The sequence below is a fragment of the Stappia sp. genome, from assembly GCF_965276915.1.
GTDB lineage: Bacteria > Pseudomonadota > Alphaproteobacteria > Rhizobiales > Stappiaceae > Stappia.
Genome location: NZ_OZ255709.1, coordinates 4,507,675 through 4,530,394, shown reverse-complemented (window position 1 = coordinate 4,530,394; position 22,720 = coordinate 4,507,675). Strand labels below are relative to the sequence as shown.

Sequence of the window (22,720 nt, the reverse complement as noted above, 5' to 3'; positions counted from 1 at the left end):
AATATTCCATGTGTAACTCGGAGTAATCAAATGAAGCGTCTCGCTGCAGCCGGTTTGACGATCGCCGCCGCCGTCGCGGCGAGTGCTCCGGCACTCGCGGCCGACCTTCCGCAGCCTGCCGAACCCTATACCTACAACGAGCCCGTTCCCGCGGAACGGTTCGACTGGTCCGGGTTCTACTTCGGTGGGCATCTCGGTTGGAACTGGTCCGACTTTCAAACCAACAACGCCGTCACCGGTCGCTTCAACACCCGCGACAACGGCGTCACAGGCGGTGTCCACGCCGGCTACAACTACATGCTGACGCCGGAATTCCTGCTCGGCGCCGAGGCTGACTTCAGCCTCACCGACATCGAGAAGTCGCGTACGGTCGCCGGTGTCAACTACAAGACGTCGAGCGACTGGAACGGCACGGTTCGTGCCCGCGCCGGTTGGGCCTTCGACCGCTTCCTGGTCTTCGGTACCGCGGGTCTTGCGATTGCCGACATCGAAGCGACGGCAAACGGCTCCTCCAAGAACTCCATCCGTACCGGCTGGACGGCAGGCGCCGGTCTCGAGGGTGCCGTGACGCAGAACATCACGGCCCGTGTCGAATACCAGTACCAGAACTACGGCAGCGACAAGTTCGCTATCGGCGGCCAGACCTACAAGACGGATCTCGACAACAACCAGGTCCGTTTCGGCATGAGCTACAAGTTCTGACCCTGACGGATCGCGACGTGCAAGGAGGGAGCCCGGCAACGGGCTCCCTCCTTTCGTTTCAGGGCTGCGAAAAGCGCCCGCGAGCGCCGGCCTTGCCAATGCCTTTGCCAATGCCTTTGCCAGTGCTCTTGCCAGTGCCCTTGCCAGTGTCCGTGCCGCTGCTCTAGCCTCGCGAGGCGTGTCCCTCCCCGAAAGGCCTGTCGTGTCCGTCGCCGAAGCTTCATCCCCGTTGCACCCGCCGATTGCCGGCCTGCCGATGTATGACTGGCCGGAGGTTCGCGAGGCGACCGACGCGCTCTGGACGGGCCTTCGCGCCGCGTTCGACGCACGCGGGTTCGCGCCGCCGGCAATGCTGTCACGCGACCGCGATCTCTTCGATCTGTGGCGCGATCCGGGGCTGCTTGTCGGCCAGACCTGCGGGTTGCCGCTTGTGCGCCACCTTGCCGGCGCGGTCTGCGTGCTCGGCGCGCCCGATCACGGGGTCGAGGGATGTCCGCCGGGCCACTATCACAGTGTCGTCGTGGTGGCGGGGCACAGCCGCGCCGAAGGGCTTGAGGACCTGCGCGGCAAACGGCTTGCCTTCAACCACCCCGGTTCGCAGTCGGGGGAGGGGGCGCTGCGTCACCTGCTGGCGCCGCTTGCGGGCGGCAGGGCATGGTTTTCCAAGGTGATCGAGACGGGCTCGCACCGTGCGGCGCTTGCGGCGGTCGCAAGCGGGGAGGCGGATGCGGCGACGCTCGACGCCGTCAGCTTCCGGCTTGCCGAAAGGCATGATCCAGCTGCCGGGGCCGTGCGCGTTCTCTTGCGGACGCCGCCGACGCCGGGCCTGCCGATGATCACGGCGCGCGGCAATGCCGCCCGGGTGGAGATTCTGCGCGAAGCGGTTGCCGAGGCGATCGCGACCGCCCCGCGCGATGTGCGCGAGGCGTTGTTCCTGCAAGGCTTCGTGCCGATGGAGGCTGCCGACTACGCGATCATAGCCGAGCGCGACGCGGCCGCCTCGCGGCTCGGATATCCGGCCCTTGCCTGACCGCTCGAGCGCAGGGGGGCCGCTTCAGCCCGTGAAACGGGTGTCCGTGAAGGCGGGAACCGCCGCCTCGAAGGCCTCGAGCCAGGCGACGAGCCCGGGATGGCCGGCCCGCCAGGTGCCGTCGAAACGCAGGTCGAGATAGCCGAGCGCGCAGGCAAGGCCGATCTGGCCGGCATCGGGCAGGGTTCCGGCGGCAACGGTTGCCGGCGTCTCCGCTTCCAGCGCCGCCAGGGCGCGGGTCACCTTCTCGCCCTGATAGGCCAGCCAGTCCGGATGACGTTTGTCCTCGGGGCGGAACCGGACCTCGTAGACCTGCAGGATGGCGGCATCCATGATGCCGTCGGCAAGGGCCGCGAGCCGCAGCACGTCGAAGCGGGCGGCGCCCGCGGGGATGATCTTGCCGCCGCCGGCGAGGTGATCGAGATATTCGACCACGACCCGGCTGTCGAACAGCACCCTGCCGTCATCGAGCACCAGCGCGGGGATCTTGCCGAGCGGGTTCTGGGCGCGAATCGTGTCGCTGGGATCGGTCGTGTCGGTCATCTCGACGGCGATGCGATCCTTCAGGCCGAGAACGGCGGCGGCGATCTTGGCCTTGCGGCCGAAGGGGGACGGGGGGGAAGAGCGAAGGACGGGCACGAAAAGCCTCCCAAATGTCTCAGGAACGGATGCACGGGGGCGTGCGGTCTGGCGGGTGCCGGTCTCGCTCACATGTCCGCAGGACATGACCTGGCTGGCAGGTCCTGCCTGGCATGGGGCGGCCGGTTTGGCGGGGCGAATTTTTTCGACACCGCAGAACACTGGTTAACGCGGTTTTGCGTTGTTTGTCCACGGCTTGAAAAACAGTCGCGGTTTCAGTGCGTTCTTGAAACGAATTGCGAATGTGCCGGTAACATCTCGTTAAAGCGCGGTTCCTAGCGTGGCGATGCGGGTCGGCAGGCGGCTTCGCGAGGATACCGGCAAAGGACATGGCATGCGGCTTTCGCTTCACTCTCCCTTCGGGGCGCTGTGCAAGGCGATCTGCCTGTCGGCTCTGGTCTATGTGATCTCGGGGCCGGCTTTCGCGCCCTGGCGTCCGGATGTCGTCGATGAGCCGATGTCGCGCTACCATGATGCGGTGAACGAGGTTTTCGCGGACCAGCGGCCGACGCTGGCGCTGGTCACCGAGCCGCTGCGCCTGTCGCCGCATTTCGCCCGCCAGCATGTCGCGGCAATGCTGCGCAAGTGATCGGGACCGGGCGCCGGGATGCGGCCTATTTAGACGGAAAGACCTGCGTCCAGCGACCGGGATTGCCGGCATCACGGCACTCCGCCGGACCCTCGAATCGCTCCAGCACAAAGGCGTAATCCTGCCAGCGCCATGCCGCGCGGTAGCCGCAGACGCGGTCCGAGCGACCGACATGTTCGGCCGTCAGCAGGCCGCGGTCATGGTCGTAGGCAACGCCGGTCAGGAGGTCCGTGCCGACCCAGCCGAACCGCGGGTCGTGCAGGGCAAAGGCAAGCGTCTCGATGCCGCCGATTTCCCCCGAATCGCGCATGTAGAGCCGGTATGTCACCGCGTTGCCGGAGACCGTGCAGGGAATGGCATAGAGCGTCGAAGCATTGCCCAGAACACCGACCGGGACCTCGGCGTTTGCAATCGAGGCGCTGTCGGTGCTCTCGCAGTCGCTGGTGCGGGCGTGCCGCTCCAGCACCGCGTAGGGGATGCCGAGCGCCGTGACGATCTCCCGGCGGCTCGGCCTTGCAAGGGCGGGGACGGCATCGGGCGCTGCCAACCGGGCGGTGTCGAGACCGCTCGCCGCACCGCCAAGCGCCTGGAGCCCGGCGGTCAGCCCGGTAAGCGAGAAGACCGCGTCATGGGCGTCGGCGACCGCGTCGAGATAGGAAACCCGCAGCCGCGTCCCGCCCCTGAGCGCGGCGAGCAGCCGGTCGCCCGCCGCCGCGTCGGTGACGTAGAGATGGTCGATATCTCCGAAGGGGGCGAACTCCTCGGGGCGCAGCACATGCACCAGGGTTCCGTCCACCTCCCATTGCATTGCGCGGGTGTCGTCGGGACGGGCGCGGCCGGCGCTGAAGGACAGCGACAGCGCCGCCTTGCCCGCGCGCAGCGCCAGCGTGTAGAGCGGCTGGCCGCTCTGCTCCTCGACCCCCGTCGTCGTCAGTTGGCAGTTGTCGCGGGAGGAACAGTCCAGCTGCCAGTCGCCGAAGGTTTCGGCATGGGCGCGGGATGCGGCCGGGCCGAATGCCTGAAGGCAAAAGGCCAGCAGGCCGGCGGCAAGCACGACGCCGGCTTGGCGCGGGGCGACGGGGCGGTTGGTCGTTCTAGCGTCCGGGTGCGGGAACATGGATCTGCCCTTGCCTGCAGCCCCGCCGGTCTACGGACCGGCAGGAGCGGAATTCCAGGTCGCGCGTCAGGCAGATGCGGACTTCGCTCAGCCGCCCCTGTTTGCACATGACGGCCATGGCGTTGTCGCGCAGGCCCGGATTGGCGAGACGGAAGGCGGTCTCGACGGCGTCGGGCGCCACCCGTCCGCCGCTTTCCGTCGTGGCGAAGGCGGCCGGGATGCGGATCTTTGAAAAGGCGCGCCGGGCAAGGGCGAAATAGGCGTCCGGGGCAAGCCCGCTGCAACTGCCATGCTTGCGCCACTGATGCCGGACGAGGCCCCGGCTCGGCATGATGTCGAGGGTCTTCCTGATCGTCGCATCGGCGGGATCGCGCGGCTCCGAGACTTCGCAGAAATCCGGGTAGCCGTTTTCGTATTGCGGCCAAAGGCCATGGACGATGAAGCGGAAGGGCTTGGCGGCGCGGCACTGGGTCGGATCGGCATTGCGTCCGGCCCGGGCGCAGTAGGAGGGCGACCAGGAGAGCGAGAGCACGTAATAATCGAAGGTGCCGGGGCGTTCGGCGCGCGCATCAACGGCAAGGGCGACCAGCAGCACGGCGGCGACAAGGCAGGTGTCGACAAGGCAGGCGGCAAGCCGTCCCGCGCATGCCGGGAGCCTCGACATCGATGCTCTCGTCAATAGGAGCGCGCAGTGCGGCAGCGCGCATCGTAGACCCGCCACGGGTCGATGCCGGCGACGCAGGCCTCAAGACCCCAGGAGAGGCCGACAAAGCTGCTGTGCTCGGTGATGGCGTAATAGACGCGGCGCTGGCGGCCGTCGCTCATCATGGCCCGCGCCTCGCAGAAGCGGCGGGCATAGGGGCTCGGCCGGTCGACGCTGTAGCCCGTTTCGACGATGCGGTGCATCTCGCGGATGGTGATGCCGCCCGAATAGACGGCGTCGGCCCGCGCGACATGGCCGATGACGGCGCGCTGGACCGCCGCTTCCTCGCAAGCCGGTATGCGCGGCTCGTCGTTCCAGGAAAAATAGGGGCGATCCTGTGCCTGCGCCGCAAGGCAGAAGCCGGCGAAGGCGGCCACGTAGACGATGGCGCGCAGGGCGTGGCGGTAAAGGGCGGGCATGCGGACGTCTCCTCGGCCGGTGCGGTCAGCAGGACGATGCGGCAGCGCGTCGTCACGGTCAAGCCTTGGCGCGGCGGCGGCCGTCACGCGGTTTCGCCGGTCAGGTCGAACACCCGCCATTCGGCGCCGCGCCCCTGCTGCAGCACCGTTGTCAGCCAGGGAAGGATGGTTTCCAGCTCTCCCTTCAGCGTCCACGGTGCATTGATCATGATCAGCCCGCTGCCCATCATCGGCTTGTCGGCGGTGGCCCGGCCGGCAAAATGCTCGGCGACCATGATGCGGGTGATGCCGGACACCGACATGGCGTCGTAGAAGCGCTTGACCAGCTTGCGGTCCTTGATCGGATACCAGGCCATGTAGACGCCGGTGCCGAAGCGGCGCCACGCCTTGTAGAGGCCGGAGGCAAGCTGCTCGAACTCGTTGGTCTCCTCGAAGGCCGGGTCGACGACGATCAGGCCACGCTTCTCCTTCGGCGGGACGAAGCCGCGCAACGCGTTCCAGCCGTCGAGCTCTATCGCCTTGGTCTGGTAGTCGCCGTCGAAGAGCTCGGCGAGCTTCACCACGTCGAGCGGATGCATCTCGGTCACCGTCAGCCGGTCCTGCTCGCGCATCAGCTTGCGTGCGAGGAGCGGCGAGCCGGGGTAGCGCTCGAGCTTGCGGGCACCCTCGTTGACGCTCGCCACAACGTCGAGCCACGGCGCCAGCAGGGCCTCGACCTGCGGCGGACGCTGCGCGTCGAGGACCCGGGCGATGCCCTGGCGCCATTCGCCGGTGCGCTGGGCCTCGCCCTTGGTGAGATCGTAGAGGCCAAGACCTGCATGGGTGTCGATCACCCGGAAGGCGGAGGGCTTTTCCTTGAGATAGGTGAGGATGCGCGCGAGCGTCGCGTGCTTGAGGACGTCGCCGATGTTTCCGGCATGAAAGGCGTGGCGGTAGTTCACCGGCTTGCGCTCCCCGTTGCGGCGGCCGCGAGCGACCGGGACAGATAGACGACGGCCTTGTCGCCGAGATCCTGCGTGCCGATCTCGGCAAAGCCGAGCCTCTGGTGGAAGCGCAGCGAGCCTGGGTTGGGCGGCCTTGTGTTGACCTCGCAGGCCAGCGGCGCAGCGGCGCGTGCCGGCTCGGCGGCAAGCCGCGCGATCAGATCGCGATAGAACAGCTGCCCGATCCCGGATCCGCGCGCCTCCGGCGCCAGCGCGATGCGGTCGACATAGGCGAAACGGCGGAGATTGTTCTTCAGCCACGCAAAATTGCGGCTGTCATAGTCGGCGCCCTGATCGAGGCAGACGAGCAGGCCGACAAGGTCCTCGCCGCGAACTGCGACCAGCGTGTGCACGCTCATCGCCGCGAGCGCGAGCAGTTCGGCCTCGCTCAGGCTGTTGACGGCGGGAAGACTGGCTTCGTTGACGCGGCGGGCTGCCCCGACATCGGCGGGGAGGAAGGGACGGATGTCGATCATCGTGGTTCGTGACGCGTTCCATGCCGCGCCGCGGGTCGCGGGCCCGAGGGAGGGGCCTTGCCGGCGGCGGGAAAAAGGGAGGCGGCGGTCCCTTGCCGGAACCGCCGCCGCGATATGCTGGCCGTGATGCGCCCTGTCCGGCCGGCACATGGCCCGGCCGGAATGTTCGGACGGTGACCGCAGGGGGCGTTTGCCGGGAGTTACTCCGGCTGCTCGCCGCCTTCCTCGATCTTCAGCTCGACGGCCTTGGGGCCCTTGCCATGCCGGTCCGGCTCGGTCTCGAAGGAGACGCGCTGGTCGCTTTCCAGACTGGTCAGGCCGGACCGCTCCACCGCCGAGATGTGGACGAACACGTCGGCATCGCCATTGTCCGGCATGATGAAGCCGAAGCCCTTGTCGGCCTTGAAGAACTTCACCGTGCCAAGCTGCCGCGGGCCACGCTCGGCCGGCGGGCCGCTGCGCCGGGGACCGCGATCGGCGTCACCGCCACCACGAGGTCCGCCATAACCGCCGCCGCCGTCACGGGGAGCGCCGCCGCCATAGCCACCGCCGCGCGGAGCGCCGTAGCCGCCGCCTTCGCGCGGGGGGCCGCCATAACCGCCGCCGCCCTCACGCGAACCGCCGCCGCCATAGCCGCCGCCGCGCGGAGCGCCATAGCCGCCGCCTTCGCGCGGGGGACCGCCGTAACCGCCGCCGCGCGGGCCACCGCCCTCACGCCGGTTGTCCGGTCCGCGGTCGCCAAAGGAGCGCGAGGGACCGCGATCGCCGCCGCCAAAGCGGTCGCCGCCGCCAAACTGGCTGTCCGGAGGAAACCCCGGCTCGCCGCCGTCCGGGCCGCCCCAGGCAGGTTCACCGAAATTGTCGCGACGGCCACCGCGTTCCGGTTTGTTGCGCTTTCCGTGATCGGAACCAGCGCCGAATTCGTCCGCGTCCCCGCCATAGTCCTTCGAACCGCCGCGCCGTCTGCCTTGTCGACGGTCGTCCGAACGCCAGTCATCCATGTCCAAATCACCTTGTATGAGCCTGCTGGTCCGCCGGGCTCGCCGATCACACTCTTCTGACGCACAGGGACCTTTGTGCTCTTGCCCTGCGCCGTCAGGCTTCAACCGCGGTTGTCACCCGCACCGGATCGCACGCCACCCTTGGCTGAGAGGCGCGCAATTCGTGTCGCATGACAGTTTCCGAAGACCTGCCTGTCGCCTGACCTGCCTGTCGCCGAACCACCCGAACTCGCACTCTTCGGCAACCATGCACCGCTCCAGCCCTGCCAACCGCGGTGATATCATACGGTCTGAGGGGGCTTTCGGGCAAGGAAAACCCGGAGAAACCGATACCTTGTCGTGTTTTTCGAAGCATTTTGGTGAAAGCGCCGATCCGTCCCTGTGCGAATTGACAGGAGCCTTGGCCGGGCGGGCGGTGGATGGTTGCCAGCGGCGCGTCCGCCGGGCTACGAGGGAAACGGAATTCTTGCCGGGCCTGCAACTTCCCCCGGGTGGTCGGGCGCGCCTGCCGCCCGGGGCGCGGGATGCGGCCGGCCGGCCACAGCAACAGGAGACGTCATGAGCGAGCCAGAGGGCATCGAGCCGCCGATCCAGATCGTCATCGTGCCGGTGACGGCGTTCCAGCAGAACTGCTCGATCGTCTTCGACAGGGCGACGAAGGCCGGGGCGGTGATCGATCCCGGCGGCGACGTCGAGCGCATCCTCGCCGCGCTGCGCGAGCATGAGGTCAAGGTCGAGAAAATCGTCCTGACGCACGGGCATATCGACCATGTGGGGGGTGCGGCCGATCTGGCGGAGGCGCTGGAGGTGCCGGTGATCGGACCGCACGAGGCGGACCGCGAGCTGATCGCCCGGGTGGAGGACCAGGCGCGCCAGTTCGGCGTCGACGGGGTGCGGGCGGTCGAGCCAGACCTGTGGCTCGCCGAGGGCGACGAGCTGACCATGGCCGGTCGCAGCTTCCAGGTGCTGCATTGCCCCGGCCATGCGCCTGGCCATCTGGTCTTCTTCGACAAGGAGCTGCGGTTCGCGATTTCCGGCGACGTGCTGTTTGCCGGATCTGTCGGGCGGACCGATCTTCCGGGCGGCAATCACGAGACGCTGATCGCCTCGATCCGCGACAAGATGCTGCCGCTGGGCGACGATGTCACCTTCCTGCCCGGCCATGGCCCGGCCTCGACCATCGGCCATGAACGGCAGACGAATCCGTTCCTCAGATAGGCATCGGCGGCAAACGGACGCCGCGTGACGCGCGTCACGGCTTCACGGCCGGTTGCGGCGTTAAGGTCCTTGCAGATGGCCGGAACGGTTCCGGCCTGAAGACAAGGACAAGACCCATGCGCAAGATGACGCGAATTGCCCTGGCTGCGGCGATGGCCGCCACGATGACCACCACGATGATCACCGGCGCCTTTGCTGTCGAGGACAACATGAGCCGTCAGATGCGGCTGGACCGGCTGAAGGAGCAGGACATGCGCGGCGGTCCCTATATCCGCGGCGGCCACGGCGCGACGCTGACCCGCTACAAGGTCTGCAACGTGATGCCGACGCCGGTGCGCGATCCCTATACCGGCGAAAGGGTCTATGTGATGAAGGAAGTCTGCTGGATGGAGTGACTGCCCATCGGCCGCGACACGCGGCACCTTCCCGAGCGGACGGTGGCGGGCGAACCGCCACCGCCGGTCACAGCAGGCTCTCGATGACCTCGAGCTTGTCGTTGACCAGCCAGCCGTAGTAGTTCTCCGCCGGCCATGTCTGGGCGCCCGCCGCCCGTCGCCGGCGAAAGTCCGAGGCCCGCGCCCAGGGATCTCCCAGGTTGTAGAGCGTGGCCGTCAGGCCCGGGTTCTTCGAGATGTCGACCCGCCCCACCGACTTGTAGGCATCGATGGCGTCGCGCAGGATCGCGGCCATGTAGTGCAGCGACTTTCCCGGATCCATCGCCGCGCGATAGATTTCCTGCTCGTTCCTGGCGGACAGTTTCGAAAAGCCGCTCGTGCGGGCCACCTTGTCGCTCATCATCAGCACCGTCAGCGGCGACAGCTGGCCGAGCCCGAAGCTCTGGCCGGCGAAGAGCGGCTGGAAGAAGGCCTCGTTGAAGGTCTTGTCGGGAAACCGGTCGCCGTCGACCCGCTTGCCGCGGAACGAGACGTTCCAGACCCGCTGGTAGCAGTTCCACAGCGTGTTGGTGTCCTGGCGGCCATTGTTGCAGCGGCTGAATTGCGGCCGCTTGACGAAATCCTCGACATGCTCGCCGCCAAGCGAGAACTCCATGCGCACGCCCGCATAGCTCAGCGCCTTCACATAGTAGGACTGGGCGCTGTCGAGACTGTCGTAATTGTAGGTGTGCTCGCCGATGATCGCGCCGAGCATGTGGACGGGGTCGATGCCGTAGAGGCCGGCGACGCGCTTGATGTCGCGGATCAGGCGTGAATCCCGGCGCAGCACGGCGATGATCCGGTCGAACTTCGCGTCGTAGGCGGAGTTGCTTGCCGCGGTGCGACGGGCGGAGGCGAAGGGGATGCGCGGCTGTCGGGCGTTGCGGTTGCCGGAGGGCACGGTGCTTGCCGCCGCCGCGCCGCTCACGAACGAGGGGATCCCGGCAAGCGGTGCGATATCCAGGGGGAGGGCCAGCAGGAGCGTTGCCGCGAGTGCGCGCAGAACCGCGCGCGCGCGCCGCGCAAAAATCGTTGGTCGTGTCATTACCGCATCCAGCCGCCGCTCGTCCGCCTCGCCCCTTGCATATACCGGGGGGCGGTGCGTTGGGAAGGACGGCCGGGCCACAGGCTGAACAAATCTTTGCGTGTTGCGTCCGTCTCCGCGCCATTCGGCGAGGTCGGCTACGGATGTGGAGTGACGGGCACGGGAAAGCCTGGAACGAATGGATTTCATGCGGGAAAGGTCGCTTGTCTTGTCGGGTGCGGGGGCTGAGCGAAACGGCGCCGGCAGGCGGTTCATCGGGTCTGCGCCGTCGTGCCGGTGTCGGGCGGGGGCGGGGGATCTGGCGGATCGGCGGCGGTGGCCGCGGGTCCCATCAGCAGGTGCACCGAGCGCGGGACGGCGAGATCCTTGAGGAAACCGTCATGCCGGCGAAGGCCGCAGAGCTCGCGCTGGATAAGGCTGTGCCAGAGCGCTTCGCCGGCCTCCGCATGGCGTCGTCGCCAGCGCGCGCGCAGCGCCTCGACCTCGTCCGGGGAGGCGGCATGGAAGCGTTCGCCGCAGCGATGCAGCAGCGCCAGCGCGCTCTCCAGCACCTTGTTCAGCCGGACGAGGGTAGCGATCTTCTCGGCCGCCTCCTCCTGTCGCAGCGCCTCGCCGAGCGGGTCGTCGCTGCGGGGGCGGAAAACCTCTGGCGTGCGGAGCGACATGGCGGGCCTCGCGCTCACGCGCGCACCGGCGGGTGCGGGACACCGCCGGTGATCGGCCGGGCGACGCCGGTGCTGGTGGGAAAGCTGATCGGCAGGCCGCGCAGGGCGCGCATGGCCAGCAGCGCGAAGCATTCGGCCTCGATCGCATCGCCCCGCCAGCCGAGGTCCTCGGCAAGCAGGACCTCGATCCCGGCACGGGCCGCTATTTCCCGCCGCATCAGCGGATTGCGGCGCCCGCCGCCGCACAGGACCAGGCGGGCGGGGCGATGCGGCAGGACATCGAGCGCGCGGCCGACGGCGCCGGCGGTGAAGGCGGTCAGGGTCGCGGCGCCGTCCTTGGCGCTCAGCCCGTCGGCCATGGCGGAGGTGAAATCGTTGCGGTCGAGGGACCTGGGATAGGGCGCGGCCAGATAGGGGTGGTCGAGCAGGTGCGCCAGGCGACCCTCGTCGACCCGGCCGGAGGCCGCAAGGCGCCCGTCGCGATCCATCTCGCCAAGTCCGTGCCGGCCGATCCAGTCATTGAGCGGGGCATTGGCCGGCCCGGTATCGAAGGCATGGGGAAGACCCCGCTCGTCCACCCATGTGACGTTGGCGACCCCGCCGAGATTGAGAACGGCGGTTTCGGGCCCCGCGTCCGCCCGGCGCAGCAGCGCGGCGTGGTAGATCGCCGAAAGCGGCGCACCCTGGCCGCCGGCCTCCATGTCGGCGCTGCGGAAGTCGTTGACGACCGCGATGCCGAGCCGGTTCGCCATGGCGCTGCCGTCGCCAAGCTGGCGGGTGCGTCCCTTGCGTCCGGCCGAGGGCGCGCGGTGCAGCACCGTCTGGCCGTGGAAACCGATGGCCGCGACCTCGCCGCGGGGCAGGCCGATCTCCTCCAGGAAGCTTGCGACGGCCTCGGACTGCGCCTCGGTGACGCGGGCCTCGGCCCTGGCGAAGATCTCGGGTTCGTCGCCCGCAAACGCCCAGTCGGCCGCCGTCGCCAGCGTCTCGACGAGAAGCGGGCGCAGGTCCTGCGGATAGGGCGCGAGCGTCCAGGCGCCGAATTCGGCGATCTCCTCGCCGTCGGTTCGCAGCAGGGCGATGTCGATGTTGCCGTCGAGGACGGTGCCGGTCATCAGGCCAATGGCCCAGGCGGGGGTCATCTGGGCGCGGTCTCCCGGGTGGTCATGGTCATTGTCGCGGCACGCAGTCCCGGTTCGGGAACGACCGGCCCTAGCATTGGTGGCTGTAGGTGAAGACCAGCGTGTCGGTCGTGACCGCATCGGTGGGGTGGCACTGCCGGTTGATGTTGCGGGTGCCGGACACCGTCACCTGAAGCTGGTCGGGGCGCACCGGGCCGGCCACGGAATAGACTTGCGGCTGGCCGGGGCAGTGGCGGGAGAACACCCGTGCCGTTCCCTCGTACCAGTTGCCGCGCTTGACGCCTTCGAACAGCACCGTGCCGGGTGCGACGCCGGCCCTGCGCAATTGCGGGCGGGGATTGTCGTAGGAGAACCAGCGGCGATCGCCCGTTGCCTGCAGGCGCATCACCGACCCGTTGTGCATCCAGCAGCTTTCGGCAGCGGCCGGCGCCGGCATCGCGGCGAGCGTGCCGAGCATCAACGCGCCGGCGGCAAGCGGGCGAAGGGCGGCGCCCGTCAACCTGCTGATGGCAATGGTCTTGTGGTTTCCCATGTGATCGTCTCCCCGGCCTCCGACACTGTAGCACGACATTGCCGTGCCCGGGCGGCGCGGGCAGTGACGCGCGTCACGTTCCGCACGCTCGTCAGTCCGCGCCGAGGTCGAAGCGGCCGCGGCACTGGCCGTAGCGATCGTTCAGCGCGGAGCCGAGTTCGGCATCGTCGGGACGCTCCAGCAGGTCCTGCCAGATGCCGTCCGAGCGCAGCGAGCGGAGCGTGCAGGCGCAGGCCGCCTCGCATCCGGAGGCTTCTCCCGACAGGCTGCAGGTGGCGGTGCATTGCGCGACGAAGGCGGTGCTGGTGCGGTCCGGGGTCAGGCCGGCGGTCACCGCCAGCCAGACCGCGCCGAACAGGAGCGGCTGGTGCACGAGATAGACCAGCAGCGAATGGCGGCCGGCAAGGGCCATCGTCCGGCTTGTCCGCCCCTTTGTCCGCCATTGGCGCACCCTTGCGGGAATGTCGCGGGCGATCGCGATCCTGCCCGCGACGATGCCGGCGAGGATGGCGGCCAGCCAGGGAAACAGCGGCACGTAATCGACCGACAGCGGCGGCCGGGCGACAAGTCCGGTCCAGGCGAGCCAGCTGTCGCCGGCAAAGTCCAGCGAGACCAGAAGCGGCAGCGCGGCGGCAAGCGCCGCGGCGAGCGCGATGACAACCACCGGCAGGCGCACGAAGGGCAGCGCTGCCAGCGAGCCGGCGGCGATCGCATGCAGGATGCCGAAGCGGACATATTGCTCGCCAAGCGCGAAGTAGGTGGCAAGGCTGATGGCGGCCGCGGCGAGCGCGATGCGTGCCGCGCGGCGCAGGGCGGGACCGATGCGCAGGCCGTCGCGATGGGCCAGCGCCAGGCCGATGCCGACGAGAAACAGGAAGCTGCCGGCGATGGCGATGGCGAAGCCCCGCCAGGCGGGGTGGGAATCGACCGGCCAGTCGACCACGCCGAACCATTTCATGTCCCAGGACAGGTGATAGACGGCCATGGTCGCCAGCGCGATGCCGCGCGCGACGTCGAGGGCGTCGATCCGCCCCCGCGGCTGCCGGGCATCCGCTTCGCTTGTCATCGCCATGCCGCAGGCACTCCGTTGTCGGCTGGGTTCCGGTCAGACCCGGTTGGGGCGCAGGCGCCACCGGTTCCACGAGATCATCGGCACGAGTTGCACCGCGATGATGGCGAGGAAGATCAGCAGGCAGCCGGCCAGGCCGGCGGCGTCAAGCCTTTCGCCCAGCAGAAGCGCCCCGAAAAGGGCTGCGAACAGGGCCTCGGACGACAGCAGGATGGCGGCATCGGCGGCCCGCGTCCAGCGCTGCCCGATGGCCTGCAGCGTGAAGGCAAGCCCGCCGGAGATCAGGCTTGTATAAAAGAGTTCGGGAGCGGCCGCCCATAATGCCGCGAACGTGACCGGCTCAAGCAGCAGGCCGGGCGCCAGCGCGGCGGTGCCGACCACGGCGAACTGCCAGCAGGAGAGCGCCAGCGGGCGGCCGCTCGTCGCCGCAAGTCCGCCGATAAGGCCGACATGAAGCGCCCAGAAGACCGCGCACACGATCATCAGCATATCGCCGGTGCCAAGCGCCTTCAGGTCGCCGCCGCTGAGCAGCCAGATGCCACCGAGCGTCACCAGCGAAGCGGGCCAGGCGACGGCATGCGGTTTTTCGCGAAACACGACCAGGGCGAGCAGCGGCGTCAGGACAACATAGATGCCGGTCAGGAAACCGGCATTGGTCACCGTCGTGGTCAGCAGGCCGACCTGCTGCAAGGTGATCGCGGCAAAGAAGACGAGGCCGAGGCCGGTAAAACGCAGGCCCATGCCGGCGGTCAGCGGGTTGCCGGGGTTCCGGCGCCCCTCCGCAAGGGCGAAGGGCAGGACGGCGGCGGCGGCGATCAGGAAGCGGACGCCGGTAAAGGTGAGCGGTCCCAGATGCGCCATCGCCGTCGCCTGCGCAACGAAGGCGGACCCCCAGAAGAGGGCGGCGAGAAGCAGCAGCGTGTTGGCGAGAAGGCGGCTCATGGGCACCCGCTATCCGAAACCGGGGGTGCCTGCAAGCGCCAGCGTCAGCCGTTCGGGAAAGCGAAGCAGAAAACGAGGGTGAGGACCAGGATCGCGACGGTCACGCGCAGGGCGATGGGCCAGGGGGAGGTCTTCTGGACGGCAATCGTGTCGGACAGGCCGGCGGCCAGATCGTTCGTCGGTGCCTGGTTCGTGAAGCTCATGTGTCGTCTCCGCCAATCCCCTCGCGACCAGAGAATTCAAGCGGTATGGTTAACAAACTGTAAAGCGTCGCGGCGCGACCCCTCGCACTTATCCCAAGGAAAGTAACGTAGCGTCCGCTGTCTGTGGAAAAGAAGGCGCGACTAGAGGTCGAGCGCTTCCAGCCCCGCCTCGAGGTGATCGGCGAAAAGCGGCATGCCGATCAGGTATTTGGCGGTGGAGCGCAAGGCCCGGTCACGGGCCTCCTCTATGGCCTGGTCGAGCTCTTCCGCGTCATAGTCGCCCCGCCCGATCCAGACCAGCGCGACCAGTTCCGCGGCCTCGTCGACATTGAGGTCCTCGATCAGTTCCAGCAGTTCCTCGGCGGAGAGGTCGTCCGATTCTTCCTCGGCCAGCCCGTCATGGGCATGGGTGTCCTCCAGGCTTTCATTGTCGAACTCGATCTCGTGATCGTTGCCGGTCTCATAGCCGCCGTCATTGGCAGCTGCTGCTGCCCGGGCCTTCTGGACAAGCATCCGGATCGTCGCCGGAGAAAGTGTGAGGTCGACCGCCATCGTTCGAAACTCCGCCTCGCGGGGCCGGCTCCCTGGTCCGCTTCTTGTTTCCGCCGGCATGCCTGACATCGAGGCAGGGGCGAAATCCGGAACCGCCACATCGATGCCGCGCCGAGCGCTGCATCCGGCGGTCGGCCTCGCGGAACCTGCCGTTCCGCGAGCCTACGCTCGGACTGCCGGGAATGCCAGTGGGGGGAAGCGGGACAGGAAAGGCGAGGGGGCAGCCCGAAAGCGGCCCGGGTTCGGTGCGTGAGGGCCGACCGGGGCTGCTCAGCGTTGCCCGACTGCCGCCACCTGCGGGCCGAGGTCGCGGATCGTTTCGGTGAGCGGGCCGCCGAACATGGTCAGCGAGGCCGCGAAAAGAAGGCCGGCTGCGACGGCGACGGCAAGAAACATGGCCGCGCGCTCGTCTTCCGCGCGCCGCGTGACCCCGAGCGTGTCAAAAGTGCCGCGACGCATCACATCTGCCTCCCGGCGGTGTCGCGCTGACGCAGGCTGGTGCGCAGACCCTGTGTCATGCGGCTGCCCAGCAGGGTCAGGACGATCAGCATCGAGCCGAAGGCGAGCGCCAGCAGGCCGATGGTCCATTCGTCGGCGGCGGTCGTGTTGGCGGCACGGGCGCTCGAGGCGATCAGCACGGCGGGAACCGAGCCGATGGCGGCGATCGCCACCGCGCGGACGGACTTGCCGAAACGCGAATGACGTGTGGAGCTTGTGGAACGCATGACTGGTACTCCGGGGCTTCGTGCAATTTCGATGCTGCGAAGATGACCGTCGATATGGGCTGCCTGAGGCCGCCAATCGGGCGCTTCCTGTGTCATTTCGCGGCGGAAGCAAGGCAGGAGCCTGCGCAATTATGAATGCGGAGCATGCGATTTTCTGTGACCGCTTTTACTGAATCGCAGGAGCTTTGCGCGAAGGTGAGGACAACGCAGCATGACGGCTGGGGCCAGGGGCAACCCGGGGCGCCCGGCAAGAACCGGAAAACGAAAAATGGACGCAATGGAGAAGGCTGAGCGGCACCCGGTGCCGGCGGATGCGGAGACGATCAGCCAGCCCGTTGCCAGCGACGGCGGCACGCCGGCGATGTCGGTGGCGGGCCTGTCCTTCTTCATGGTCGACATCCAGGCGAAGCGGGTGGTCTGGCTGGAACCGCGATCTCTCGATTTCGAGCACCGCTCCGGCCTCAACGACGCGTCGCTGTCGACGGCGATGCGCCACATGGCGCAGAACGACCAGAAGCAGATCCTCAGCCTGATCCAGCTTGCCGTGAAGAACGGCTCGGCCGGCCCGGTCGAGCTCGGCGGCGATGACCTTGGCGCCGGGCTGTCGCTGGTGGCGATGCGCTACCAGGCCGAAGGCGGGCGCACCTTCGTCGTCGCCGTTTCGGGCTCCGAGGTGGAGGACGAGGCGAACGGCACGGCGGTGCGCGGCGTCGCGCCGCTGATCCGTCATCTCGTCGAGGACAGCGAGAAGGCGGTGCTTGTCTGCGACAGTTTCGGTTATCTCCGTTACGCCAATGACGCGCTCTACAAGCTGTTCGGCATTCCCGATCCCTCGCTGTGCATCGGGCGCAATATCGCGCATATCCCGAACCGGGTCGGCAAGACCCTGACCTCGGTGGTGCTGACGACGCTGGCGCGGCGCGCGCCGATGGACGGCAGCAAGCGCTTCTTCCTGGCAAGCGGCGATTCCATGACGCTGGATTTCGACCTGATCCCGTTCCGGGTCTCGGCCGGGCTCGGCGGCGTCGTGTTTTCCGCCTCCAAGGTCAAGGAAAGCGGCATCGACTTCCAGCAGATCTTCAACTGCGTGCATGCGCCGATGCTGGTGGTCGACATCAAGACCCGGATGCTGATCTCCGCCAACAATGCGGCGCGCAAGACCTTCGCGGTCACCGAGCAGCTGATGGAATCGGCGCCGATCACCGAGACCATGCTGCATCCGAAGACGTTCCTGAGCCTGATCGAACATGCCCGCAAGGGCGGCAACACGCCCCTGCAGGCGACGGTCAGCGGCTTCGACGGCGTCTCGCGCAGCAAGCGCATGCGCGCGACGGTCATCGACGCGGGCACCACCCATTACCTGCTGATCGAGAGCAAGCACTGATCACCCGGACCCAGGTCCCGTCCCGCGTCCGCCAGGACACGGGGTACGGGAGCTGGATGCGGCGACCTGCGCTTCCATTCCCAAGTCCGGCGAGAAACGCCGTGCCTTTCCCCGAGTGTTTCCCGGCCTTGCATCTTGTCCGCTCCTCCTGCCCGGACGGTGCGTGCCCGCGGCTTGCGCGCTGTTGCGCAAGGGCCCGGTGCATGCAGCCGGCGCGAGCGCGTCCGGGGCGGCCTGTCGTCCGGCGTCCGCGGCGGCGTTGAAAAGGCGGGACGCGGCCCCGGAAACCGGGTCCATGGCCGGCCGCAACGGGCTGGCGGCGGAAATTTCTGCAATCCGCACGGCAAAAGATAATTTCAGGCGATTTTTTCAAGTAAGAGCGAATGTTCGAAAATTCGTATTTTTGGCGATGCAACCCCCGGTACATTCCTGTTTTTGAATGAAAAAAATCACAGATGTATTTTGTGTTCCTGATAAACTAAATCGTTTAACGCCTGTTAATCAAAAGCAAAGTTTACACAATTTTAGCGCGATAATCGGACTATCATCGTCTGTATGGCGTGAAGATAAGTTGTGCCAGAATATTTCCGGAAGATAAATCCGGAGTAACACGATGTCATGTCGATGTCCTTGTTCAATTTTTTATTTTCGGACTTGATTTGATATCCATGCGGCACGACCCGCAAGCTTCGCGCCCTTCCTCAAGGAAGGAGCCATTGCATGCGCAAGTTGATCGACCGCTTCCTGCGGGAAAAATCAGGTGCGTCGGCCGTTGAATTCGCCCTTGTGTTGCCGGTCTTCGTGCTGGTCATGCTCGGGATCATCGCCTACGGCATTTATTTCGGTGCGACGCACAGTGTTCAGCAACTCGCCGCCGATGCGGCCCGTGCCTCCATCGCCGGCCTGTCGGATCCCGAGAGGATCCAGATCGCCAACCGCCACGTCACCGAGAATGCCCGTCAATACGCCCTTCTCGACGTGAGCCACGTGAGCGTGGAGGCCGGGCCCGTCGCCACCGACGCCACCCAGTTCCGCGTTGCCGTCTTCTATGACGCCAGCAGCCTGCCGATCTGGGCGATCGGTCCCATTCTTCCCCTGCCGAGCCAGACCATCGCGCGTACCGCCGTCGTCAAGCGCGGCGGCTATTGACGCGAGGAGGACACGTCATGCAAAGCACCGGTTTACGCAAGCTCCTCATCTCCCTTGCCCGCGACCGGGAGGGATCGGTCGCCATGATCACGGCCTTCTTCTTTGCCGTGATCATGGGGGCGCTTGCCCTTGCCGTCGATGTGGGCGCGCTGTTCCTCGAGCGGCGGACCCTGCAGGGAACGGCCGATCTTGCCGCCGTCGCCGGCGCCTCCGATATCTCCCGCGCGGAAGCCGCCGTCGCCGCGACGCTCCAGGCAAACGGCGTTGAGGCCGACTTCACCGTCATCCGCGGCAACTACGTCCAGGATCCGGCGCTCGACCACACGCGCCGTTTCCGGGCCAACCTGCAGCCCTACAATGCGGTCAGGGTCAATCTGGCGAAACCCGGACGGGTCTATTTCGCCAAGGTGTTCTCCTCCCAGACGACGACCATCGGGGTGACGGCGCTGGCCGCCAATGCAGAGATGGCCTCGTTCTCGATCGGCACGCGCCTGCTCGCCCTGCGCGACGGCGTCGCCAACGAGCTGCTTGGCAAGCTGCTGGGGACCACGGTCAATCTCAATGTGATGGACTATCAGGGGCTCGCCTCGGCCGATGTGCAGATCGCGCAGACGATCCAGGCGGTCGCCACCGAGATCGACCTGACGGCCGGCACCTTCCAGGATGTGCTCGACGCCTCGGTGACGACGGGCGACCTCGTTGCCGCGATGGCGAAGATCGCCGGCGGCAACGGCGACACGGCGGCGGAACTGGCGCTGAAGCGGCTGCTGGCCTCCGGCGGGCTCAATGGCGAGGTGCCGCTGGCCTCGCTCTTCGATCTCGGTCCCTTCGCGATGCTCGCCATCGACGATCCGGCGCCGGGGCTCGACGCGCAGGTCTCGGCCATGCAGATCCTCGGCTCCTCGCTGGTGCTTGCCAATGGCGCGCGCCAGGTCAAGCTCGACCTGGGCGCCGAGGTTCCGGGGCTCCTGTCGCTGACCGTCGACCTGGCGATCGGCGAGATGCCCCGCCACAGCGCGATGATCGCCGTCGGGCCGAAAGCGGCGAAGGTGCGCACCGCGCAGACGCGGCTGCGGCTGGTGGCTGAGGTCGGCGGTGCCGGCGTGCTCGCCAATGTCCGCCTGCGGTTGCCGCTCGTCGTCGATCTCGCCTATGGCGAGGCAAGCCTTGCCTCCGTTTCCTGCCCCTATGGCGGCTCGTCGCGGGCGGTGGTCGTCGCCCGGCCGGGGATCGCGGAGGCCTGGATCGGAGAACTCGGCGGCGGCGACCTGTCCGATTTCGGCAACACGCCGTATCTCTACCCGGCTCGCATCGTCGAGGCGCCGCTGGTCAAGGTCACCGGCAAGGCGCATGTCGATGTGGGCAATTCGCTCGGCACGCGGCTCGTCTTCACCGCGCGCGACGTCGAGCGCGGTACGGTGAAGCGCACCAGCACCAACTCGATCGCCGGTTCGCTGGTCTCCAGCCTGCTGTCGGATCTCGATGTCGAGGTCAAGCTGCTGTCGCTCGGCCTGTCGCTTCCCGGTCCGATCGCCGACACGGTCGGCAGCGTGCTGGGCAATGTCGCCGATCCGCTCGACGCCGCCGTGCACGGGCTCTTGACGACGCTCGGCCTGCATCTGGGCGAGGCGGATGTGCGGGTCCACGGCATCCGCTGCGGCGGCGGCGTGCTTGCCGGTTAGGCGGCTTGCGTGGACGTTGGCCATCTCCCTTGCGTGGCGGGAGCGCGGGAAGTAGTCTCCGCGCGCCTGCAACCACCTGCCTCACCGGGAGAGCATCATGGGCTTCATCGCCGACGCACTGGCGCGCGTCAAACCCTCCGCCACCATTGCCGTGACCAACAAGGCGCGCGAACTCAAGGCCGCCGGACGCGATGTCATCGGCCTGGGCGCGGGCGAGCCGGATTTCGACACTCCCGAAAACGTCAAGGCGGCCGCCATCGCGGCGATCAACGAGGGCAAGACGAAATACACGGCCGTCGACGGCATTCCCGAGCTGAAGGCGGCGATCTGCGCCAAGTTCAAGCGCGAGAACGGCCTTGCCTATGAGCCCTCGCAGGTCAGCGTCGGCACCGGCGGCAAGCAGGTGCTCTACAACGCCCTCGTCGCGACCATCAATCCGGGCGACGAAGTCATCATCCCGACGCCCTACTGGGTCAGCTATCCGGACATGGTGCTGCTCGCCGGCGGCGAGCCGGTGATCGTGGAGGCCGACAAGTCGACGTTCAAGATCACCCCGGAGGCGCTCGAGGCGGCGATCACGCCGAAGACCAAGTGGCTGATCTTCAACTCGCCCTCCAACCCGTCCGGCGCGGCCTATACGCGCGACGAGCTGAAGGGCCTGACCGACGTCCTGATGCGCCATCCGCATGTGTGGATCATGTCCGACGACATGTACGAGCACCTCGTCTATGACGGTTTCGAGTTCACCACCCCCGCGCAGGTCGAGCCGAAGCTCCATGATCGCACGCTGACGGTGAACGGCGTCTCCAAGGCCTATGCCATGACCGGCTGGCGCATCGGCTATGCCGGCGGCCCGGCCGAGCTGATCAAGGCGATGGCCAAGGTGCAGTCGCAGTCGACCTCCAACCCCAGCTCCATCGCCCAGTGGGCGGCGGTCGAGGCGCTGAACGGTCCGCAGGACTTCATCCCCGCCAACAACGAGGTGTTCAAGTCGCGCCGCGATCTCGTCGTCTCGATGCTGAACCAGGCGAAGGGCCTCTCCTGCCCGGTGCCGGAAGGCGCGTTCTACGTCTTCCCGTCCTGCGCCGGCACGCTCGGCAGGACCGCGCCGTCGGGCAAGGTGATCGAGACCGACGAGGATTTCGTCACCGAGCTGCTGGAAACCGAGGGCGTTGCCGTCGTGCAAGGATCGGCCTTCGGTCTCGGCCCCAACTTCCGCATTTCCTACGCGACCTCGACCGAGGCGCTGGAGGAAGCCTGCACGCGCATCCAGCGCTTCTGCGGCAACCTGAGATAAGCCGCCCGCGCCGGTTCGGCGCGCGGCAATGTCGATCGGCTCAAGGCCCGGCGGGGCGATCCGCCGGGCCTTTGCTTTTGGCTCGTTTCGCGGCCCTTGCCCGTTTTAAGGCGCCATCCTTCACCCGGACGTCGTCCCTTCTGCGCTCTTGGCGGCACGCCGGCCCTGCCTCCCTCTCGGACGTCATCCCAGCCGGAGCGAAGCGGAGAGCAGGGATCCATTGGCAACCTCGGCAGGGAGTTTTCGTGAAATATATACCTTTCAAGTTCTTGGTATAAATTGAAATCTAGGTGCTTGGAGCGATTGTTATCGTGTAGCTGTTTTCCGACTCGCCAAAGGAAATCTTGTTGTCTGGTGGTGGATTCAACCCCCCGAGAATGCTGCGTTGGACCTCGAAGCCGTTAGAGACGAGGAATTCATGATATTGATTTCCTACGTCTTGGTCTGATCTTCCGCCTATAGTTTTCAGAATTACTGTCTTTTTATTAGGCATGAGTTTGAGTATTTCAGATGCGATATTTTGATCAAATGTGAGTTTTTGTGGCCCGTAGTTGTTTACGGGCCCAACAATCCCGTAGTTTACTCCTGAGTTATGGTAGCTATCACCCATAGGAATTACCTCTCTCGCCGATTTTTCTGAGGTTTTTGCAAAAAAAATAAACGATAGAATTATGCCAAAAACAACTAAGGCTATTCCGCCATAGGTGGCTATTGGCGCTAGGTCGGGAAATGTGTCTGGCCCAAAAGCCATCGCTACACCTCCGCCCAGTGTGATGGCAAGGCCACCGATCTTACTGAAGATATGTTTTCGATCCATCTCTGCTTCATATCAGCGGGGACGAGTCTGCAAAAGATAGTACTACCCGCTTGAACAGAGAACCCATCGTGTTGTCTTACGGCATAGACGGTGCGCACCGCCTGACAGCCCCCGTAATGCACCGCAGCACAGGTTTCCCTTGCGTTCCCCGCGTCATCGGCGCGACGATGAATGTCCGCCCGTGTCTGGCGGGCGGCGGTGCTGG

Annotated in this window: 27 protein-coding genes; 9 read left to right on the top strand and 18 right to left on the bottom strand. The window is 66.9% G+C overall.

All coding sequences use genetic code 11. From position 1 onward, the window contains the following. Nucleotides 1-30 precede the first annotated feature (30 nt). Both ACQY46_RS21155 and ACQY46_RS21150 read left to right on the top strand, forming a co-directional pair. Complete coding sequence (locus ACQY46_RS21155) at nt 31-702, top strand: outer membrane protein (RefSeq protein WP_428697943.1); 672 nt, start codon at nt 31-33, stop codon at nt 700-702. Nucleotides 703-904: 202 nt separating this feature from the next. After that, nucleotides 905-1,732 carry a phosphate/phosphite/phosphonate ABC transporter substrate-binding protein gene (locus ACQY46_RS21150; protein ID WP_428697942.1) on the top strand — a complete coding sequence of 276 codons (828 nt, stop codon included), beginning with the start codon at nt 905-907 and terminating at the stop codon, nt 1,730-1,732. A 24-nt stretch (nt 1,733-1,756) separates the two neighbouring features. On the opposite strand, the gene ACQY46_RS21145 is transcribed toward ACQY46_RS21150, so the two are convergent. Next, complete coding sequence (locus tag ACQY46_RS21145) at nt 1,757-2,371, bottom strand: glutathione S-transferase family protein (RefSeq protein ID WP_428697941.1); 615 nt, start codon at nt 2,369-2,371, stop codon at nt 1,757-1,759. Between the two features lie 334 nt (nt 2,372-2,705). Here ACQY46_RS21145 and ACQY46_RS21140 point away from each other — a divergent pair, with 334 nt between their 5' ends. Beyond that, on the top strand, nt 2,706-2,960 hold the full coding sequence (locus tag ACQY46_RS21140) for a hypothetical protein (protein WP_428697940.1): 255 nt from the start codon (nt 2,706-2,708) through the stop codon (nt 2,958-2,960). A gap of 25 nt (nt 2,961-2,985) precedes the next feature. Here ACQY46_RS21140 and ACQY46_RS21135 read toward each other — a convergent pair whose 3' ends face one another. The 6 genes from ACQY46_RS21135 to ACQY46_RS21110 all read right to left on the bottom strand — a co-directional run bounded on the left by ACQY46_RS21135 (nt 2,986) and on the right by ACQY46_RS21110 (nt 7,659). Continuing rightward, complete coding sequence (locus tag ACQY46_RS21135) at nt 2,986-4,077, bottom strand: DUF1176 domain-containing protein (protein ID WP_428697939.1); 1,092 nt, start codon at nt 4,075-4,077, stop codon at nt 2,986-2,988. Further along, nucleotides 4,055-4,741, bottom strand: a complete 687-nt coding sequence (locus ACQY46_RS21130) for a ribonuclease T2 family protein (protein WP_428697938.1) — start codon at nt 4,739-4,741, stop codon at nt 4,055-4,057. Before ACQY46_RS21130 ends, ACQY46_RS21135 begins: the two co-directional genes overlap by 23 nt. An 11-nt stretch (nt 4,742-4,752) precedes the next feature. Beyond that, nucleotides 4,753-5,199 (bottom strand): cytoplasmic protein, encoded by a 447-nt coding sequence (locus ACQY46_RS21125; RefSeq protein WP_428697937.1) that lies wholly within the window; start codon nt 5,197-5,199, stop codon nt 4,753-4,755. An 83-nt stretch (nt 5,200-5,282) separates the two neighbouring features. Further along, nucleotides 5,283-6,140, bottom strand: coding sequence for a 23S rRNA (adenine(2030)-N(6))-methyltransferase RlmJ (locus ACQY46_RS21120; protein WP_428697936.1), 858 nt, complete (start codon nt 6,138-6,140; stop codon nt 5,283-5,285). Continuing rightward, complete coding sequence (locus tag ACQY46_RS21115; protein WP_428697935.1) at nt 6,137-6,658, bottom strand: GNAT family N-acetyltransferase; 522 nt, start codon at nt 6,656-6,658, stop codon at nt 6,137-6,139. Before ACQY46_RS21115 ends, ACQY46_RS21120 begins: the two co-directional genes overlap by 4 nt. A gap of 200 nt (nt 6,659-6,858) precedes the next feature. Then, complete coding sequence (locus ACQY46_RS21110) at nt 6,859-7,659, bottom strand: cold-shock protein (protein ID WP_428697934.1); 801 nt, start codon at nt 7,657-7,659, stop codon at nt 6,859-6,861. Nucleotides 7,660-8,217: 558 nt separating this feature from the next. Between ACQY46_RS21110 and ACQY46_RS21105 the strand changes: the two genes are divergently transcribed. Continuing rightward, the gene (locus ACQY46_RS21105; RefSeq protein ID WP_428697933.1) at nt 8,218-8,877 is read left to right on the top strand and encodes an MBL fold metallo-hydrolase; all 660 of its coding nucleotides are present in this window, start codon (nt 8,218-8,220) and stop codon (nt 8,875-8,877) included. 116 nt (nt 8,878-8,993) lie between these two features. Continuing rightward, nucleotides 8,994-9,272, top strand: coding sequence for a hypothetical protein (locus ACQY46_RS21100; RefSeq protein ID WP_428697932.1), 279 nt, complete (start codon nt 8,994-8,996; stop codon nt 9,270-9,272). Between the two features lie 67 nt (nt 9,273-9,339). Here the strand turns inward: ACQY46_RS21100 and ACQY46_RS21095 are convergent, their stop codons facing one another. The 10 genes from ACQY46_RS21095 to ACQY46_RS21050 form a co-directional block, all read right to left on the bottom strand. After that, nucleotides 9,340-10,314: a DUF1402 family protein gene (locus ACQY46_RS21095; RefSeq protein WP_428700535.1), complete on the bottom strand. Its 975-nt coding sequence runs from the start codon at nt 10,312-10,314 to the stop codon at nt 9,340-9,342. Nucleotides 10,315-10,607: 293 nt separating this feature from the next. Continuing rightward, nucleotides 10,608-11,021: a DUF6665 family protein gene (locus tag ACQY46_RS21090; protein WP_428697931.1), complete on the bottom strand. Its 414-nt coding sequence runs from the start codon at nt 11,019-11,021 to the stop codon at nt 10,608-10,610. Between the two features lie 14 nt (nt 11,022-11,035). Then, nucleotides 11,036-12,163: an anhydro-N-acetylmuramic acid kinase gene (locus ACQY46_RS21085; protein ID WP_428697930.1), complete on the bottom strand. Its 1,128-nt coding sequence runs from the start codon at nt 12,161-12,163 to the stop codon at nt 11,036-11,038. Nucleotides 12,164-12,233: 70 nt separating this feature from the next. Continuing rightward, nucleotides 12,234-12,695 carry a hypothetical protein gene (locus ACQY46_RS21080; protein WP_428697929.1) on the bottom strand — a complete coding sequence of 154 codons (462 nt, stop codon included), beginning with the start codon at nt 12,693-12,695 and terminating at the stop codon, nt 12,234-12,236. Between the two features lie 91 nt (nt 12,696-12,786). Further along, nucleotides 12,787-13,767 (bottom strand): heparan-alpha-glucosaminide N-acetyltransferase, encoded by a 981-nt coding sequence (locus ACQY46_RS21075; RefSeq protein ID WP_428697928.1) that lies wholly within the window; start codon nt 13,765-13,767, stop codon nt 12,787-12,789. A 33-nt stretch (nt 13,768-13,800) separates the two neighbouring features. Next, nucleotides 13,801-14,706, bottom strand: coding sequence for a DMT family transporter (locus ACQY46_RS21070; protein WP_428697927.1), 906 nt, complete (start codon nt 14,704-14,706; stop codon nt 13,801-13,803). A 44-nt stretch (nt 14,707-14,750) separates the two neighbouring features. Beyond that, nucleotides 14,751-14,909, bottom strand: coding sequence for a hypothetical protein (locus tag ACQY46_RS21065; RefSeq protein WP_428697926.1), 159 nt, complete (start codon nt 14,907-14,909; stop codon nt 14,751-14,753). Nucleotides 14,910-15,050: 141 nt separating this feature from the next. Further along, nucleotides 15,051-15,461, bottom strand: a complete 411-nt coding sequence (locus ACQY46_RS21060; protein WP_428697925.1) for a DUF3775 domain-containing protein — start codon at nt 15,459-15,461, stop codon at nt 15,051-15,053. 270 nt (nt 15,462-15,731) lie between these two features. After that, nucleotides 15,732-15,920 carry a hypothetical protein gene (locus ACQY46_RS21055; RefSeq protein WP_428697924.1) on the bottom strand — a complete coding sequence of 63 codons (189 nt, stop codon included), beginning with the start codon at nt 15,918-15,920 and terminating at the stop codon, nt 15,732-15,734. After that, nucleotides 15,920-16,186: a hypothetical protein gene (locus ACQY46_RS21050; protein ID WP_428697923.1), complete on the bottom strand. Its 267-nt coding sequence runs from the start codon at nt 16,184-16,186 to the stop codon at nt 15,920-15,922. The genes ACQY46_RS21055 and ACQY46_RS21050 overlap by 1 nt, the downstream gene beginning before the upstream one ends. Before the next feature lie 268 nt (nt 16,187-16,454). Here ACQY46_RS21050 and ACQY46_RS21045 point away from each other — a divergent pair, with 268 nt between their 5' ends. The 4 genes from ACQY46_RS21045 to ACQY46_RS21030 all read left to right on the top strand — a co-directional run bounded on the left by ACQY46_RS21045 (nt 16,455) and on the right by ACQY46_RS21030 (nt 21,698). Then, on the top strand, nt 16,455-17,570 hold the full coding sequence (locus ACQY46_RS21045) for a PAS domain-containing protein (RefSeq protein WP_428697922.1): 1,116 nt from the start codon (nt 16,455-16,457) through the stop codon (nt 17,568-17,570). Nucleotides 17,571-18,290: 720 nt separating this feature from the next. Further along, on the top strand, nt 18,291-18,719 hold the full coding sequence (locus ACQY46_RS21040; RefSeq protein WP_428697921.1) for a TadE/TadG family type IV pilus assembly protein: 429 nt from the start codon (nt 18,291-18,293) through the stop codon (nt 18,717-18,719). Nucleotides 18,720-18,736: 17 nt separating this feature from the next. Next, complete coding sequence (locus ACQY46_RS21035; RefSeq protein ID WP_428697920.1) at nt 18,737-20,401, top strand: pilus assembly protein TadG-related protein; 1,665 nt, start codon at nt 18,737-18,739, stop codon at nt 20,399-20,401. A 97-nt stretch (nt 20,402-20,498) separates the two neighbouring features. Beyond that, nucleotides 20,499-21,698 carry a pyridoxal phosphate-dependent aminotransferase gene (locus tag ACQY46_RS21030; RefSeq protein ID WP_428697919.1) on the top strand — a complete coding sequence of 400 codons (1,200 nt, stop codon included), beginning with the start codon at nt 20,499-20,501 and terminating at the stop codon, nt 21,696-21,698. Between the two features lie 286 nt (nt 21,699-21,984). Here the strand turns inward: ACQY46_RS21030 and ACQY46_RS21025 are convergent, their stop codons facing one another. Beyond that, nucleotides 21,985-22,515: a hypothetical protein gene (locus ACQY46_RS21025; RefSeq protein WP_428697918.1), complete on the bottom strand. Its 531-nt coding sequence runs from the start codon at nt 22,513-22,515 to the stop codon at nt 21,985-21,987. Between the last annotated feature and the right edge of the window lie 205 nt (nt 22,516-22,720).

Bases quoted from the DNA above. Each gene is read 5' to 3' on its own strand.
- ACQY46_RS21155 (WP_428697943.1), top strand. From the start codon at position 31: ATGAAGCGTCTCGCTGCAGCCGGTTTGACGATCGCCGCCGCCGTCGCG.
- ACQY46_RS21140 (WP_428697940.1), top strand. From the start codon at position 2,706: ATGCGGCTTTCGCTTCACTCTCCCTTCGGGGCGCTGTGCAAGGCGATC.
- ACQY46_RS21135 (WP_428697939.1), bottom strand. From the start codon at position 4,077: ATGTTCCCGCACCCGGACGCTAGAACGACCAACCGCCCCGTCGCCCCG.
- ACQY46_RS21130 (WP_428697938.1), bottom strand. From the start codon at position 4,741: ATGTCGAGGCTCCCGGCATGCGCGGGACGGCTTGCCGCCTGCCTTGTC.
- ACQY46_RS21125 (WP_428697937.1), bottom strand. From the start codon at position 5,199: ATGCCCGCCCTTTACCGCCACGCCCTGCGCGCCATCGTCTACGTGGCC.
- ACQY46_RS21115 (WP_428697935.1), bottom strand. From the start codon at position 6,658: ATGATCGACATCCGTCCCTTCCTCCCCGCCGATGTCGGGGCAGCCCGC.
- ACQY46_RS21110 (WP_428697934.1), bottom strand. From the start codon at position 7,659: ATGGATGACTGGCGTTCGGACGACCGTCGACAAGGCAGACGGCGCGGC.
- ACQY46_RS21105 (WP_428697933.1), top strand. From the start codon at position 8,218: ATGAGCGAGCCAGAGGGCATCGAGCCGCCGATCCAGATCGTCATCGTG.
- ACQY46_RS21100 (WP_428697932.1), top strand. From the start codon at position 8,994: ATGCGCAAGATGACGCGAATTGCCCTGGCTGCGGCGATGGCCGCCACG.
- ACQY46_RS21090 (WP_428697931.1), bottom strand. From the start codon at position 11,021: ATGTCGCTCCGCACGCCAGAGGTTTTCCGCCCCCGCAGCGACGACCCG.
- ACQY46_RS21085 (WP_428697930.1), bottom strand. From the start codon at position 12,163: ATGACCCCCGCCTGGGCCATTGGCCTGATGACCGGCACCGTCCTCGAC.
- ACQY46_RS21080 (WP_428697929.1), bottom strand. From the start codon at position 12,695: ATGGGAAACCACAAGACCATTGCCATCAGCAGGTTGACGGGCGCCGCC.
- ACQY46_RS21075 (WP_428697928.1), bottom strand. From the start codon at position 13,767: ATGGCGATGACAAGCGAAGCGGATGCCCGGCAGCCGCGGGGGCGGATC.
- ACQY46_RS21070 (WP_428697927.1), bottom strand. From the start codon at position 14,706: ATGAGCCGCCTTCTCGCCAACACGCTGCTGCTTCTCGCCGCCCTCTTC.
- ACQY46_RS21065 (WP_428697926.1), bottom strand. From the start codon at position 14,909: ATGAGCTTCACGAACCAGGCACCGACGAACGATCTGGCCGCCGGCCTG.
- ACQY46_RS21060 (WP_428697925.1), bottom strand. From the start codon at position 15,461: ATGGCGGTCGACCTCACACTTTCTCCGGCGACGATCCGGATGCTTGTC.
- ACQY46_RS21055 (WP_428697924.1), bottom strand. From the start codon at position 15,920: ATGCGTCGCGGCACTTTTGACACGCTCGGGGTCACGCGGCGCGCGGAA.
- ACQY46_RS21050 (WP_428697923.1), bottom strand. From the start codon at position 16,186: ATGCGTTCCACAAGCTCCACACGTCATTCGCGTTTCGGCAAGTCCGTC.
- ACQY46_RS21045 (WP_428697922.1), top strand. From the start codon at position 16,455: ATGGACGCAATGGAGAAGGCTGAGCGGCACCCGGTGCCGGCGGATGCG.
- ACQY46_RS21040 (WP_428697921.1), top strand. From the start codon at position 18,291: ATGCGCAAGTTGATCGACCGCTTCCTGCGGGAAAAATCAGGTGCGTCG.
- ACQY46_RS21035 (WP_428697920.1), top strand. From the start codon at position 18,737: ATGCAAAGCACCGGTTTACGCAAGCTCCTCATCTCCCTTGCCCGCGAC.
- ACQY46_RS21030 (WP_428697919.1), top strand. From the start codon at position 20,499: ATGGGCTTCATCGCCGACGCACTGGCGCGCGTCAAACCCTCCGCCACC.
- ACQY46_RS21025 (WP_428697918.1), bottom strand. From the start codon at position 22,515: ATGGATCGAAAACATATCTTCAGTAAGATCGGTGGCCTTGCCATCACA.